Source organism: Nodosilinea sp. P-1105 (assembly GCF_012911975.1).
Taxonomy (GTDB): domain Bacteria; phylum Cyanobacteriota; class Cyanobacteriia; order Phormidesmidales; family Phormidesmidaceae; genus Nodosilinea.
In genome coordinates this window covers 1-13,391 of record NZ_SMDQ01000056.1, presented here as the reverse complement: position 1 = coordinate 13,391, position 13,391 = coordinate 1, and the positions used below count along the sequence as shown (strand labels likewise).

The window sequence follows — 13,391 nt, the reverse complement described above, 5'->3', positions numbered from 1 at the left end:
AGCTATGCAAATTTACCCTCATCCCCCAGCCCCTTCTCCCAAAATGGGAGAAGGGGGGGCCGGATTCAAAGTCCCTCTCCCGCTCTGGGAGAGGGATTTAGGGTGTAGACGCGGAGCGGCTTCTTTTGAGTGGGCTACAAAGGTGGGATGCACTCTGAGATTAGTCCCAGCTAAGTAGACGAGACGCACGCCTGCCCTACAAGACCTGCGGACATCCTGTAAGGGTTTGCTTTTTAGCCTTTACACAAAAATGAGGCCACGCTCCCTGACACCTGACACCTAACACCTAACACCCTTTTATTGCTCCCTCCTCCCAGCTTCTAGCGCTGCCACTGGGCTAAGTCTTGGGGCGTATTTAGATTGACCAGCAACGTTTCATCCTGAAGCTCGATCTGGGCCACGGGGGACTGGGCACACCAACGTTGGAACGATCGCCCCCCGGCGGCGATAAAGGTTTGTAGAGACTCGATACAGCGAAGGCGGTAAAATCCGCACAGGGGCTCCCAACGGCCTTGACGCTTGGGCAAATAGGCCAAAATCCCTGGAGCAAGGGTGGTCAAATCACCTATCCAGGGTTGCAAGGCGGCCAAGGTGAGATTGGGTAAATCGCAAGCCAGGACCAACACCCAGGCGGGCTGCGCAGTGGCCGGCAACTGGGCTAAGACTTCAAGCCCCTGGGTGAACCCGACTAGGGGGCCATGAAACGTGGCAGATTCCCCTGGCAGGGGAACTTCTGGGATCACATTTACCCCTGGTGGTAGGTCAGCTTGGTAGCGATCGGGCCAGGGGGTGACCACATAGACAGGGTGAGCACAAGCCAGGGCCACCTGACAGGTGTGCTGCAACAACGTCTCTGTCCCCAGGGAAATGAGGGCCTTATCTTGGCCCATGCGAGCACTGAGTCCCCCGGCTAAAACAATGGCTGCAATAGCGATCGAGTGGGTCATTACTTGCCTTTCGCGAGCCGACGCAGTCTGGCCCCATCGGCCCAGGCCAACCCTTTAGAGAAGTAGATCAGCCCGGTGATGGCAGCCAGCAGCATATGAAAAATACGAATGCCCCACCCCGCCCCGTCAAAGATCATCGAAAATACCCCCGGCTCGATGCCACTAAATCGGGTCAGCTCTGAGCGAAACCACTGCTGGTCTTGGGCCATGCGCTCTAGCTCAGCGGTGGTGGCGGGTAAAATCGGCATTTTGGTGGTGATTCTGTAGTACCCCCAAAACCCCTGGCTGCCGCTTTCCCGTTCCAGGGCTTGGTTGGCCATGGCAACGATGTCCTGACGAGGGCGTTCGGCCTGGGCTGACAATTGGCCGAGCCACATCTGGTACCGCAGCCAATAGCTGCTAAAAAATACCAGGGGCAGGGCCACAATCAGGGCAATGCTCTTCATGCCCAGGGGGGTCTTCGCCGATAGATAGCGTGACGCCCCACCAATGCCGAAACCCAATAGCGCAAACAACAGAATATTGGTGAGTTCAATAATTTCCAGACTCTTGAGCCACCCCCCCAAAATTGGGATCGGATACAAAAAAACCTCTGCCGCCCAGGTGATGATCAGTTTGGCCAGCAGCACAGCCCCAACCACAGCGGCCAAGGTGAGGAGGTATTTAGCAATGGCAGCGGAAGAGCGAGGGGAGGGCATTCACGAAAATGGCAGGTAACCTGACTTCAAAGTTTACTGCTAGATTGGATGAAAACTTTAGTACAATTGAACTATATTTGAGCCAATCTAGCGGGTCTATATTGTTGTGTCCATAACCCAGACGACCCAGCTGCTACAGCTGGTCCTCAATTCAGCCATTATGATGACGATCGCCCTCGCCTGGTGGGGCATTGTCATGATCCGGTTGGAGGCGATCTCAGCCCAACTCCAGCGTCTGCACCAAGCGGCCTCCAAAACAGGGGGCCGCGTTTCCCCATATCGCCATGGCATTAGGGTGCGGTATCGGCTAACCCGACACAGTGCCTTGATTATGCACTATGTCTTGCTGGCAATGATCGCTAGCCTGGTGTGTCTAACCCTGCGGGCTTTAATCAATACCAATCTGTTGATCACCGTAGCAGTGTTTTTAGTGGTGCTGGGGTCGGCTGGCATTTTGGTGAGTGTCACCCTGGCGCTGCTAGAGTTTTATCACCTGAATGCGCTGGAGGTGACACCCGCTGATCGTTTACCTCGGCCGGGGCGCCCCCCTGCTGCGATCGCCGTGGCCCCACCCCCTGGCCATTCCCCAGCCCGACAGCCCAGCCGTAACCCGATCGCTAGCTAGGACTCCTTGGTGGCCAGGATATGTAGCTGATCAGGGGCGATCGCCCCCTGCTCGGTGACAATGGCGGTAATCAAATGGGCAGGGGTCATGTCTGAGGCAGGGTTATAAAACGTGGCTCCTTTAGGCGAGGTGATTCGTTCGCCGAGGGCATAGATTTCTTCGGGAGGATGTTGGGTAATGGTCATATCGGCCCCAGAGGCGATGGCAAAGTCAATGGTAGACACCGGAGCGGCTACCCAAAATGGAATCTTGTGGGCCTGGGCAATTACCGCCAGGCTGTAGGTGCCAATTTTACTGACGGTATCCCCATTGGCGGCAATGCGATCGGCCCCCACCAGCACCCCATGCACTAACCCCTGCTGCATACAGTGGGCAGCCATACTGTCGGTCACGATCGTCACCGGAATCCCCTCCTGCACACATTCCCAGGCAGTCAGGCGGGAGCCCTGAAGGGTGGGTCGGGTTTCAGCCGCGTAGATTCTGGCCAAACGCCCTGCTCGCCAGGCCGATCGCATGATGCCTAAGGAGGTGCCATAGCCTGAGGTGGCCAGGGCACCATGGTTACAGTGGGTCAATAGGGTGAGTTGGGCCGGGTCAGCGGGTAGCGACGCCAGGCCACGATCGCCAATCGCCTGGCATAGGGTAAAGTCATCCGCTTGAATTGCCTGGGCTTTGGCCAAAAGCTGAGCTTGAAGATCATCCACAGCCCCACTGTGCTGGCGGACCACAGTCAACATTTGCTTCACAGCCCACTGTAGGTGGGCTTTATCTGGGCGAACCTGTTTGAATTGATCGCCAATTGCTTCGATCCGCTCCCACAGGGCGGCTCGATCATGCGTCTGGAGTTCGCTGGCCCCTAAATAGAGACCATAGGCCGCAGCAATGCCCAAGGCCGACCCCCCTTGTACAATCCCAGACCGCAGAGCTCGCAGGACATCTTCACAGCGGTGAATCGCCACAATGGTATACCGTTCAGGCAACTGCCGCTGGTCGATCAACACCAGATGATCGTCTTGCCAGAGGACAGGATAAACATGGGTATCGGCGGGGGCAACCATGGGCAGGCAATGGCCAGGATATCAGGGGGCTGGACCTATGCCACCAGTATGGGACTTTCCGCTGCGGTGTCAATCAAAAAGGCTCAGGGGCCGTCCCCGGCTAGCCACATCGTTAGTGGGTCCAGCCCATGCGTTGTCGGTAGGGGTAGGTCAACCCAGATCCGAAGATCCACCCCTACCCTTTCCAAAAGCTTGACGCTGCACTGGGGCCTTTAGGGACAAGCGTCATTTGATAGATTAAAGCTAGTCTAGCTAAGCCAGATCCAAGAGCAGACCTGGAGTTCTGCCGGTGGGAAAACTTTAGATTCCGAGCTGGGCTTGGTTATGAACGGCCTGTAAACCACTCGTGTTTCTACTGCTGAATGGCGCTTTGGTGGCTTGCCTGATGGATTTAGAGGCTCAAGAAGCCATGCCCACCATGGAAAAGGCATTTTCTGCTAGGCGGGTTGACGAAGAGATTCCAGGGAGTTGGAAGATTGTGAAGTCTGAGATGGGTCTGATGGCCGGATCTGGATTAGGCAGTCTGCAGGCTTCGGTTGAGGTAGAACCACACTTCGCACAGCCCAAGTCAACCAGGCAATCCGCAAAATCTAGCCAGGGATTTGGGGCAGCCACTAAACCCGGCAAAAAAAAGAAGAGAAAAAAGCAGAAATAGGGCAAAATCGTAGCGATCGCAACTTACGATTCCTGGCTTACTAATATCAGGAGATCACAAAGCCCTCGCTGGCCCACCCTGACGGGAAGCAAGCTACACCCCAAACCCCTCTCCCAATGCTGGGAGAGGGGCTTTGAGCCTTCCGGCTCCCCTTCTCCCAAGGTTGGGAGAAGGGGCTGGGGGATGAGGGCAGAGCCATGGCTGAGAGAAGCCTTTTCGATCTACTGAATATAGATGGATGACAAGCCAAGCTGAGCGATCATTTGTCAAGAAGAGAACGACTGAAAATGCTCATCGATAACATCATTCTCCGGTGCAGGCACAGTCCGCCGTCGAATATGGTCCGGATTACGAGAATATCGACGACCCGTCAGTATGCTCGTGTCAGCCATTTCGAGCACCTTAACGTAACGCAAACGTAACGCAGCCTGATCAAGGATTCACTTGCGTTATCCGTAGCAACGTTCGGCTGAGCTTGTCGAAGTCCTTGCCCTAGCCTGCACCCTCAATTTGGCGCTGAAGATGCTTTGACATTTGATCTTGTCTGCTGATACTGCCTCCTCTTACGGGTTGAACGTTCGGCTGAGCTCACGTCGCAGCCATTCCAAGGCGGACATCCGCTTGAACACCAGCGGGGAAAGCGGTTTGGAGCCCTTTCCAACTCCCCCGAACGACTTCGAGTCGCGCACATAGCGACCAAGATAAGCAGCAGCAGCCAACTTTAGCAACCTCACCAAGATCTCTCAATCATCCGCTTCATCGACTTGTTAGCCCTTTCGCTAGCAAAATCTGTTGCTTTGCCTACAACTCTGATGCTGAAAGTCGTCCTTCAACTGGCTCATATTCATCTTCTAGTAACCAAGTTTGAGCTTCATCATAGGTCGCACTACTGAAGACGATCTTGTAATTCTCAGCCGGATCATACACACGACAGCTTCCTGCTGAGTCACCTAGTAACAGCAGTATGTAAGGAGGAGACAGCATCGGATCAATCCAGACTTCAGCGAAGTTCCATTCACGCTTAACTGGGTCGAGTGCGGGGGATGACGTGGTATCGATTTTCTGCATCAATTTTCACCTCTCCATAGAATAGCGGAGTGCTTAAGCCATCTTCAGGATTGATTCGGTAACCGATTGATTCAGCAAAAAACAAGCCGTAACGCTCGTATCCTCGAATCCCCCCTGTAAATTCTCCTCTTTCAATGATGGCTTGAGCAACTCTCTCCATTGTCGCTGCATTATTAAAACCGTGTGCAGATCTGCCCCGTCTCAGTAATCGCTGTACTTGTGGTGTTTCAGGTAGATGTTTAGCGATGTGCCGGGGATCAAGAATAATTTCACGGTCAATACCACTCATGAACCTGCCAAATCGAATTTTTTGAGCATATCACGCTAATAGCGTCAACCTTGCCCAAACTTGCATCTAAACAACGAATTCACGATATGGGTAGTGAAAAGCGACCTCTCAACTACTTCCCTAACTGGAGGCTAGAGGGCTAACGTTGAAGTTGTGCGGCGGCAGATAAGCTTGAACTCTTACCGATAACCTCCGTTCCGTCCGCACCAACGCAGTGTTAGGCTAAGCGAGTTCGCAAGAAAAGAAGTCGAATTATTGAACCGATTTGATTTATTGAAGTCTACTTATTAAATCACCACGTCGAAATGTCGCAGATAGTTGCTGCAAAGAAATCTCTTGCTCCCCATAAAGATCCTGAAGCGCCTGTTGAATCTCTTGTACTGAGGCATTGAAATAAACTTCACCGTTTTGCTCAATAAGCTGTTGGGCTGATTGAAAGTTTTGATGGCTAATATCTTTCATCTGAACGTTCAGATCCGCCAGAAGTCTTCGTCCCATTTGCATCGCAATAAAACAAGAAGCATAACGAACAAAACCAGGATCATTAGGCTCTGGTCTTTTGCGGCGATTTTCTGCAATTCTGTAAAGCTGAACAGCTATTACAACTTGTGCTCCATTTAGTTGATTAGTAAAGATTGAATCGTACAGCTTCCCAAAATGTTCACGAGAGAAGAACTTTGCCTGATGAGGTTTTCTTCTCCAAACCGATAAAACTGCTTCAGCAGCCACTCCTGAAGTAATATCAGTAGGCCGAGTACTAGTATCAGAACGCTTTCGCCGATAATTAAATCCCAATTGCTGAATATCCATTTCCAATTTTTGCTGACGCTCATCATTGGCACGTAAATCCTTGAGGTCTACTGGATTTTGGCTATTGGTAGCGTAGGTAATTCTTTGAACTAGGTCCTCATTTTCACGAGGTAATTGATAAAGTCTGAGAAGGACAAAAGCTTGAGCATTTTGATGAAGCAAATCAGGTTCTCGTAATGTTTTAAATATAGTCATACATGTTTGACCACCGTTAATGATTTGTAAATTCTCAACACGCACCTGATAATCGCCATCTTGCAGTGCGTTGTATGAGAAACTTTCACAAGTCAGCGTTACTCCATTGTTGTAAAAGTAAAAATTGTTTTTTTCGTCGCTAGTTAAAGTGTGACGGATACCCTCATTTACGCGATTTCCTTGTAAGCCTAAGTAGCGACGAATATTGCGCTCTAACAACCTTTCTCCATGTCGCTCTATAAGTGTGGCAATTTCGGTTACAGAAATCCTACCTACAAGTACCCGGCTAAACTCCATATCTTCAACGATGGCTTTGCCACTTAGCTGCAAAGTATCCTTTACAGGTCTAGAAGCTTGAAGAATTTTGACTAAACGCTCGTGGTTAACATATTCCCACGTTACCTGATCGCCAAACCCAGTACGTTCAATAGCTTCTTGAGCAGATGCATTCCATTTCAGCCCATTGTTGCAAGCTAGTGCCCGAACTTGCGGAATATAGCCATCTCGGATTAGGCTACGGGCTTCTTCCACTTTCACGAGTAGTCGTTCATTAATATGTTCTAATCTAGCTGCCGGATTAAATAGGTACTGAATTGCATTTATTAAACTTTCTATGCCTTCTTCAGGAAAGTTGGAATCTCCCTCTAGGTTATTCTTATACTTTGCTTGAAATAAACTGACAGTAAACTCACCATCATATTCTTCGGAAATATGCATGGCATCCACTCCAAAATCGCCACCTCCTTCGGTTAGGCAATCAAAAGCGTCATCACCATCTAAATCTAAGATGGTTTTAACACACAGATATACAAAGGCCAGAGACTTAAGCCTGCTTTCATCTCTGATTCGTAATTCTTCAGAAGCCTTTTGACGAATATCGTTGACGACTGATACCAAGCGTTGGTCGATAATGGATGCGTTTATATTCATGTATTCATCTACTAAACATATTTTGAAGAGCTTATCTTATTCCGCCTAACGTCGCGAACTTACCGGTGCAAGACCAACTTTGAGACTCAACCGGGTCGTGATCGCCGTGCATCCGGTGGAGTGAACAGTTAGGGGAACGAGGTGACATCAACTCTGAAATCAGTAGCTCAAGCGCCACCCGCACCCTAGATGAATTTTATGTCTCAACCGAAAGGCTCATCTGTTCTGTTTACAAAATTTGGTTCATGACCGACGAATAATTGCAGAGAGTTGATGTCGCGGGTGGCCTAACGCTCCGGTTCAGCGGCGGGCTGCGCAGCGGACCGTCCGCTGCAACCGGTTGTGTACGCCCAGCATGGGCGTGAACTAATGGGGTGAAAGTCCCCTGTGGGAGAACCAGCCATCCAAATGCTCGAAAGTTATAGGAGCCGAGAGATGGACAACCACTAGCTTAAGGCAAGGGCGTTCCTGTGAGGGAGGGTCTGGAGGAAGCCAGCGGCAAAGGTGCGAGCCGACGTAGGCGCAGACTTCCCGAAGGGTACAGAAACGTCATAGTTTTCACATCCAGAACTGACAAAGACTTGTCTCGTGTTCTGGATGTGAAAAAAGGCCGAGTCTCTGGGGCGAGTTGGCACAACACAACGTAGGCGAAGCCTTCCCGCAGGGTAGCCTTTAGGTTCAGGGGATACGGTAAATGACGCGGTTGTGCATCGACAGTTCACGGTCTTATCTGGGGAGGTCTGCCCTTTTGGCAGTCCTTGAGGCTAAGGGAGTCTGACTGAGGTCTGGCCGGAAACGGCCCGGTAGCCACAGAACCCTAAGGCATCAAGGATGGCCCAACGATTGGCAACAAGCGTTGACGGGGGCAGAAGTCAGCCGAGGCCATAGTAGCCAAACGCTGGCCTGTAATGGGCCAGATAGGGCGTAGCTTGCTTCTGCGTAGCAGTAGGGCCGAACTTAACTGATAAAGGAGGAGCCATGACAAACTCAGCCGCGTCGATGAACCCGAATGGGGGAGAAGCGGACTGGCGTGGACCCATGCAGCCAGCCTTAGAGACGAATCTGATGGAGCGAGTCCTCGACTCAGAGAACCTGCACCGAGCGTGGAAGCAAGTGAAGTCCAATCAAGGTGCCCCCGGCATAGACGGGATGGTGCTGGACGACTTTGCGGCCTACGCCCGACTTCACTGGGGAGAGATTCGCCAATCCTTGCGAGATGGACGCTACCGCCCTGCTCCAGTGCGACGGGTCGTTATCCCCAAGCCAGGGGGCAAGGGAGAGCGGCTGTTGGGAGTCCCAACAGTCCTAGACCGGGTGATCCAGCAAGCCATCTCACAAGTGCTGACACCACTGTTTGAGCCGGAGTTTTCCGAGTTCAGCTTTGGCTGTCGTCCTAACCGCAGCGCCCACGGCGCGATTAAACAGGTGAAGGCATACGTCAAGGAAGGCTATCGGGTGGTGGTGGATTTGGACTTGGAAAAGTTCTTTGACACCGTAAACCACGATGTTCTAATGGCAAGGGTTGCCCGCAAAGTGCGGGATAAGACCCTGCTAGCCTTGATAGGCCGGTACCTGCGAGCCGGGGTCATGGTCGAAGGAGTAGTACAGGCCACAGAGTGGGGCACACCGCAAGGGTCGCCCCTGTCGCCGCTGCTCGCCAACATCCTGCTGGATGACCTCGACCAGGAGTTGGAACACCGGGGCCACCGCTTTACCCGCTATGTGGACGATGTGGTCATTTTGGTCAAATCGGCCCAAGCAGGCAGGCGAGTGTTCGCGTCAGCGTTGCGCAGCAATAGGCAAGCGTGACTCGCTATCTGACCCAGGTGTTACGACTGAAGGTGAATTCGCAGAAAAGCCGAGTTCGACGGATTGAGCGATTGGAGTACCTGGGATTTACGTTTCAGGGAATCCGAATTGTTTGGTCTGAGCGAGCTTTCCAGGACTTCAAGCACCGCTTGCGGGGGTTAACCTCGCGACGGTGGCGGGTGTCGATGGAGTATCGGTTGAAGCGGATCAGCCTCTATTTGCGGGGTTGGATGGGCTACTTTGGGATTTCCCAGCGCTATGGGCCAATTCCCGAGTTAGATGGGTGGCTGAGGCGTCGGATCCGGATGTGTTACTGGAAACAGTGGCGTAGGCCGTTGGCGCAGCCTGCCGAAGGCTTGGACGCGCATTGGCAACCTGCTCAAACTGGGAACTCCGAGACGACACGCCTTCTCGACGGGCTTAAGCCGGAAGGGGTATTGGCGGTTGTCACGGACGCTGGCGACGCAGACGGGGATGACCAATGAGTGGTTAGCACAAGAGGGATTGCTCTCGATTCGTGACCTGTGGATGAAAGCCCAGGGATACGAGGAGAAGTCTGCCAACTCGTCTAGCAGGTAGGTTGAGAACCGCCCATTGCGGAGCCGCACGATGGGTGGTGTGGGAGGGGGGATTCGTGAGGATTCTCCCTATCCCGATTAGCCTGTATCTTTGGCGACCGTCCTTCGCCAATCCATCTAGCAAGCGCAATGTTACTGATTGCTAAATACCTTACTAGGATATCTAATAGGAGAGCTAAACAGGTCAAAATTAGCTTTTCGTGATCACTTCCTCAGTCAATCAAGTCTCTAAAATTAGGATTAGCTCGAATTGAATCGAAGGTTCTATCAGTTCTTGCCTTTTCTTTGCACAGAGGATCTATCCTAACAGCCTCTTTCAAGCTATCTATTACCCTACTGGTAATATCCTCAATCTCGACTAGAATTCTGGCGATCTCGCCTTCTTGCGTAGGTTCATCGAGATTCCCAGTCCTAACTCTCTCAATATCTCTGAGCCTAGATGTCGCTTGTTGTGCATAATCTTGAGCTAAACCATACCAAATCACATTAAAAGCTTGAACGTCTTTTGCTTGGTTCTGGAATCGCCGATCTATGTAAATAGCCTGTCTCAATTTTTGTGCAGCTTTATCAGTAATATTCTTAATTTGACCCTCTATTCTTTGAATGTCGCTTCCCTCAACTTTTTCGCCGTTCTCAGTTTTAATTATCTGGCATTCCCCAAGTTTGGACATAACCTGTTGAGCATAACTCTGCGCCGAAAGATACCAGTATTCCCCTAGCTCATCACTCGGCATGTCTAGACTTGGTTTCAGTAGTCTCGCTACTTGGGATCGCATCTGATTCCATGTCTCGCTTCTACTGGGGGTCTGAGAGAAGAGTTGGGAGCCTCTATTTATAGCAAAAGCAAAAACAAGATATGAGAGTTTAATTGCTGAATCAAAGGGGTTATCTTCAATTCCGTATAGTTTTTCTACTTCCTCCATCGCATCGTTAAAATGCTTGATAGTTGTGCTAAGTTGAACGACACTACTGATCAGAGGAAGACTCCGAAGAATGAACATCTTCTCAGCCTGATCATTACCATCGGGACAACAGCCTTCCTCGTTGTAAAACGTCTCTAGCTTACCCAATACATCCTCGCCATGTTCCTGAATAAAGCTATTTTCCTTATCTAGCTTCAGGTAATCTTGAGCAATCACTTCGGATAGCCGGAATATGATGTTGTCAATAGGTATATCATTTCCGTACATAGTAAACCTCCTTATGAGATTTAGGTTTTGTTCACTACCACGGTAGTGCTTGCCATTGATTTTCTTTTGAGAAAAGCTCTGGTAGTGTATTATCAAAAGTAAATGCGAGTCGGTGCATACACTCTGCTGACTGACAACCAGATAATTCCCACGAAAAGGTTTTATATTTGTTAGGCCACTCCGGAAAGTCTTCAGTGGGACGATTGACATTCTGCTCGGTATTACACATGAATCCATAGGCAGGATATGGAGGCATACAAGAGACCATCGCAAAACCCTTATGGGATGAAAATTCCATTGGAATTGGCCAAAAATGGAGATCCATAAAGGTGAAGTAGTGAGCTTTAAATTCGAGGTAGTCGTTCTTTGCTATTGTTTCTGGCTTTATGTTTGTCTTGCGAACAAATAGCCGTTCTAGAAGATAATCTGAATCTTTGAAAAGACTAAGAATACGATACAACCGATATTGACTACCCGTGCCATAACTGAAGGGGGTCGAGGCAATGGTAATACTTACTCCAACTGAACCAATAGAGTGAGATATCAGCTCATAAGGCTGATCAAAAAGATTGTAGGGTTCAGACCAAGTAGTATGTATATCATCCCGTACTCGAATTTTATCTACTTGCATGCATCGCTTCTGCGGATCGTGACGCATCCAGTATGGTTGTGCAGTAGTAGAAACATAGTCATTGGTAAAATATTCAAGCATCTCTTGATTGTTTAGCAGTACGCTAGTTGCTGAACCAGAATACCAATTCCAGTCATTTTCATAATCTTCTGGAGCAGGAATTAAGTTGAACCAAATGCTTAGTTTACCGCTAGCAAGCTTCACACCACGAGCTTGGCTATTAGGACCTAGAATAACTTCTAGCCGGGGAAAGCCACGATTCTGAGTGATTACTTCGCCTTCTTTAAGGCTTAACGACTTGATAACCCTCGATACTTCCTCAAGTCTAGATGGTGTATCCCTTAGGGAGATAATTAGGAAGTCATGAGATGGGTCATCTCGATCAACCTGAAAAACTTGAGCAGGTATATAGTTACCAATGCTATCCTGTATCACTAATTTTCCGGGCGAGATTTTAGTCTCTTGAAAAATGGATCGCCACGGCAACCTAACGTACCCTTCTGGCAAGAATTCTGGTGAAGGAAAAGATAGATTATCAAAGCCTGCTAGTTTGATAGGAGACATGAGTAATCACCTCTATAAACTCATTTTTTCTGTAAGAATTCGAACCTTTTCTCGTAAAGCATCAATATCCTGTCTCATCTGACCGATTTGTGCTCGATCTCCAGAAACAAAGAAAGCTATGATGTCTTTCAACTGGCGATTAAGGGTATTTTTGGATGTAGAATTACTCAAGAACTCCTCTAGACTTATATTCAAGCAATGTTCAAAAAGTTTATATTCCAGTTCGTATTTTTCAATAACAAATAACCCCCTCAATTTATTCTGAAACTCTTGTTTCGATTCTGAGTCCTTGAAACTTTTGCCCAGACAATATTCGAAAAGCTTTTTCTGATCGTATGTTTCATCAACTAACAATCCTTTCAATTTTTCCTGAAATTTTTGCTTAAATGTTGAGTCTTCTAAGGCACTTATAAAAGCGTCTGTCACTATCCGCCTAGTTCTTTGGGAATTTTGCTCACTATTCTTCCTATTAATTTCAGGTAATTCACTTTTAAAGAATTTCCAACAGGCTATAAAGCCTACTACACCGCCAACTATACTCCCACCTATAATTTTTATTAGCTCAATAGAAGAGTTACTGGCCGCAGGAGGAGTTTGGGAAAGAATTATTGGAGAAGAGAAAGTTGTGGTCTGGAGAGAGACTGGATTTGAATGCGCTCCCATTCCTCTTGGCGTTGCTACTAAGAGTGATATGGCTACAAGGAACGTTATTCCGTATCGTTTCATACCCGTATCTCCTACGAGAGAAACCCTTAAAGGTTAGGGGCTAATGGAACGAAGTGAGATTGGCTACTCGCGTGAAGGTAAAGCCAGAAAACCCCATTGCCTTTAAGTATTCTTACTTATCAGTATAGATCGACTATTTTGACTAGTCTTCTGCTCGAAACACTATGTTTCTATTGGTAATATTTTTTCACAAAGAATGGAAATACTATTGCGATCAGCCCCATTGCTTTTGAGCAACCACTCTTATCTAGGAATGAAGCAGGCTAACGTTCCCAATCACCCGCCGCAGATAACTTCAAACCCCAAACATCAACCTCTAGGCGGTCGGTGTGCATTGGGATTGTTATGTCGTTTCTATTTTACTAGAAGCGTTAGTTCTGGAATATTTTAACTGTATCTACAATATAGAAATTATTGCTCAATATCTATAAAACAAAAACAACTCTCATCGGTATTCCCTGTCCCTATTCTGGTAGTGCATTAATGCACGGGACGGAGGAAAATCAGACTACGCCACCACGATAACCAGGGAGACAAGCGCATGGCTATTGAGATGACCTGTCCGACCTGTGGGTCTCACGATATCTCCAAGAACGGCACCAGCCATCGGGGGAAGCA

General features: G+C 49.2%; 12 protein-coding genes. 4 read left to right on the top strand and 8 right to left on the bottom strand.

What is annotated here, in order from left to right; all coding sequences use genetic code 11:
• Nucleotides 1–320: 320 nt before the first annotated feature.
• Nucleotides 321–947 (bottom strand): molybdenum cofactor guanylyltransferase, encoded by a 627-nt coding sequence (locus E1H13_RS19645; protein WP_169615810.1) that lies wholly within the window; start codon nucleotides 945–947, stop codon nucleotides 321–323.
• Nucleotides 947–1,645: a hypothetical protein gene (locus E1H13_RS19640; protein ID WP_169615808.1), complete on the bottom strand. Its 699-nt coding sequence runs from the start codon at nucleotides 1,643–1,645 to the stop codon at nucleotides 947–949. The genes E1H13_RS19645 and E1H13_RS19640 overlap by 1 nt, the downstream gene beginning before the upstream one ends.
• Nucleotides 1,646–1,751: 106 nt before the next feature.
• Here E1H13_RS19640 and E1H13_RS19635 point away from each other — a divergent pair, with 106 nt between their 5' ends.
• On the top strand, nucleotides 1,752–2,270 hold the full coding sequence (locus E1H13_RS19635; protein ID WP_169615806.1) for a hypothetical protein: 519 nt from the start codon (nucleotides 1,752–1,754) through the stop codon (nucleotides 2,268–2,270).
• Here the strand turns inward: E1H13_RS19635 and mtnA are convergent.
• Nucleotides 2,267–3,328, bottom strand: a complete 1,062-nt coding sequence (mtnA, locus tag E1H13_RS19630) for an S-methyl-5-thioribose-1-phosphate isomerase (protein WP_169615804.1) — start codon at nucleotides 3,326–3,328, stop codon at nucleotides 2,267–2,269. The two genes, E1H13_RS19635 and mtnA, sit on opposite strands and share 4 nt — an antisense overlap.
• A gap of 346 nt (nucleotides 3,329–3,674) precedes the next feature.
• On the opposite strand from mtnA, the gene E1H13_RS19625 reads away from it, so the two are divergent.
• Nucleotides 3,675–3,983 (top strand): hypothetical protein, encoded by a 309-nt coding sequence (locus tag E1H13_RS19625; protein WP_169615802.1) that lies wholly within the window; start codon nucleotides 3,675–3,677, stop codon nucleotides 3,981–3,983.
• A gap of 1,021 nt (nucleotides 3,984–5,004) precedes the next feature.
• Here E1H13_RS19625 and E1H13_RS19620 read toward each other — a convergent pair.
• Together E1H13_RS19620 and E1H13_RS19615 are read right to left on the bottom strand one after the other, a co-directional pair.
• Nucleotides 5,005–5,340, bottom strand: coding sequence for a hypothetical protein (locus E1H13_RS19620; protein WP_169615800.1), 336 nt, complete (start codon nucleotides 5,338–5,340; stop codon nucleotides 5,005–5,007).
• A gap of 270 nt (nucleotides 5,341–5,610) precedes the next feature.
• A complete protein-coding gene (locus tag E1H13_RS19615) occupies nucleotides 5,611–7,275 on the bottom strand; it encodes an AIPR family protein (RefSeq protein ID WP_169615798.1) in 1,665 nt (554 codons plus the stop codon).
• 978 nt (nucleotides 7,276–8,253) lie between these two features.
• Here E1H13_RS19615 and ltrA point away from each other — a divergent pair.
• Both ltrA and E1H13_RS28340 read left to right on the top strand, forming a co-directional pair.
• Nucleotides 8,254–9,084: a group II intron reverse transcriptase/maturase gene (gene ltrA, locus E1H13_RS27410; RefSeq protein WP_240966738.1), complete on the top strand. Its 831-nt coding sequence runs from the start codon at nucleotides 8,254–8,256 to the stop codon at nucleotides 9,082–9,084.
• Entirely contained in the window at nucleotides 9,081–9,569 is a 489-nt protein-coding gene (locus E1H13_RS28340) for a group II intron maturase-specific domain-containing protein (RefSeq protein ID WP_347404194.1), read from the top strand. Before ltrA ends, E1H13_RS28340 begins: the two co-directional genes overlap by 4 nt.
• Nucleotides 9,570–9,874: 305 nt before the next feature.
• On the opposite strand, the gene E1H13_RS19605 is transcribed toward E1H13_RS28340, so the two are convergent.
• Genes E1H13_RS19605 through E1H13_RS19595 form a run of 3 tightly spaced genes read right to left on the bottom strand, consistent with a single transcriptional unit; the run spans nucleotide 9,875 to nucleotide 12,773 of the window.
• Nucleotides 9,875–10,852: a hypothetical protein gene (locus E1H13_RS19605; RefSeq protein ID WP_169615796.1), complete on the bottom strand. Its 978-nt coding sequence runs from the start codon at nucleotides 10,850–10,852 to the stop codon at nucleotides 9,875–9,877.
• 34 nt (nucleotides 10,853–10,886) lie between these two features.
• Complete coding sequence (locus E1H13_RS19600) at nucleotides 10,887–12,047, bottom strand: hypothetical protein (protein WP_169615794.1); 1,161 nt, start codon at nucleotides 12,045–12,047, stop codon at nucleotides 10,887–10,889.
• A 12-nt stretch (nucleotides 12,048–12,059) separates the two neighbouring features.
• On the bottom strand, nucleotides 12,060–12,773 hold the full coding sequence (locus E1H13_RS19595; RefSeq protein ID WP_169615792.1) for a hypothetical protein: 714 nt from the start codon (nucleotides 12,771–12,773) through the stop codon (nucleotides 12,060–12,062).
• Between the last annotated feature and the right edge of the window lie 618 nt (nucleotides 12,774–13,391).

What these genes read in the sequence shown, in the direction of transcription:
- E1H13_RS19645 (WP_169615810.1), bottom strand. Translation starts at nt 947, where the DNA reads ATGACCCACTCGATCGCTATTGCAGCCATTGTTTTAGCCGGGGGACTC.
- E1H13_RS19640 (WP_169615808.1), bottom strand. Translation starts at nt 1,645, where the DNA reads ATGCCCTCCCCTCGCTCTTCCGCTGCCATTGCTAAATACCTCCTCACC.
- mtnA (WP_169615804.1), bottom strand. Translation starts at nt 3,328, where the DNA reads ATGGTTGCCCCCGCCGATACCCATGTTTATCCTGTCCTCTGGCAAGAC.
- E1H13_RS19620 (WP_169615800.1), bottom strand. Translation starts at nt 5,340, where the DNA reads ATGAGTGGTATTGACCGTGAAATTATTCTTGATCCCCGGCACATCGCT.
- E1H13_RS19615 (WP_169615798.1), bottom strand. Translation starts at nt 7,275, where the DNA reads ATGAATATAAACGCATCCATTATCGACCAACGCTTGGTATCAGTCGTC.
- ltrA (WP_240966738.1), top strand. Translation starts at nt 8,254, where the DNA reads ATGACAAACTCAGCCGCGTCGATGAACCCGAATGGGGGAGAAGCGGAC.
- E1H13_RS19605 (WP_169615796.1), bottom strand. Translation starts at nt 10,852, where the DNA reads ATGTACGGAAATGATATACCTATTGACAACATCATATTCCGGCTATCC.
- E1H13_RS19600 (WP_169615794.1), bottom strand. Translation starts at nt 12,047, where the DNA reads ATGTCTCCTATCAAACTAGCAGGCTTTGATAATCTATCTTTTCCTTCA.
- E1H13_RS19595 (WP_169615792.1), bottom strand. Translation starts at nt 12,773, where the DNA reads ATGAAACGATACGGAATAACGTTCCTTGTAGCCATATCACTCTTAGTA.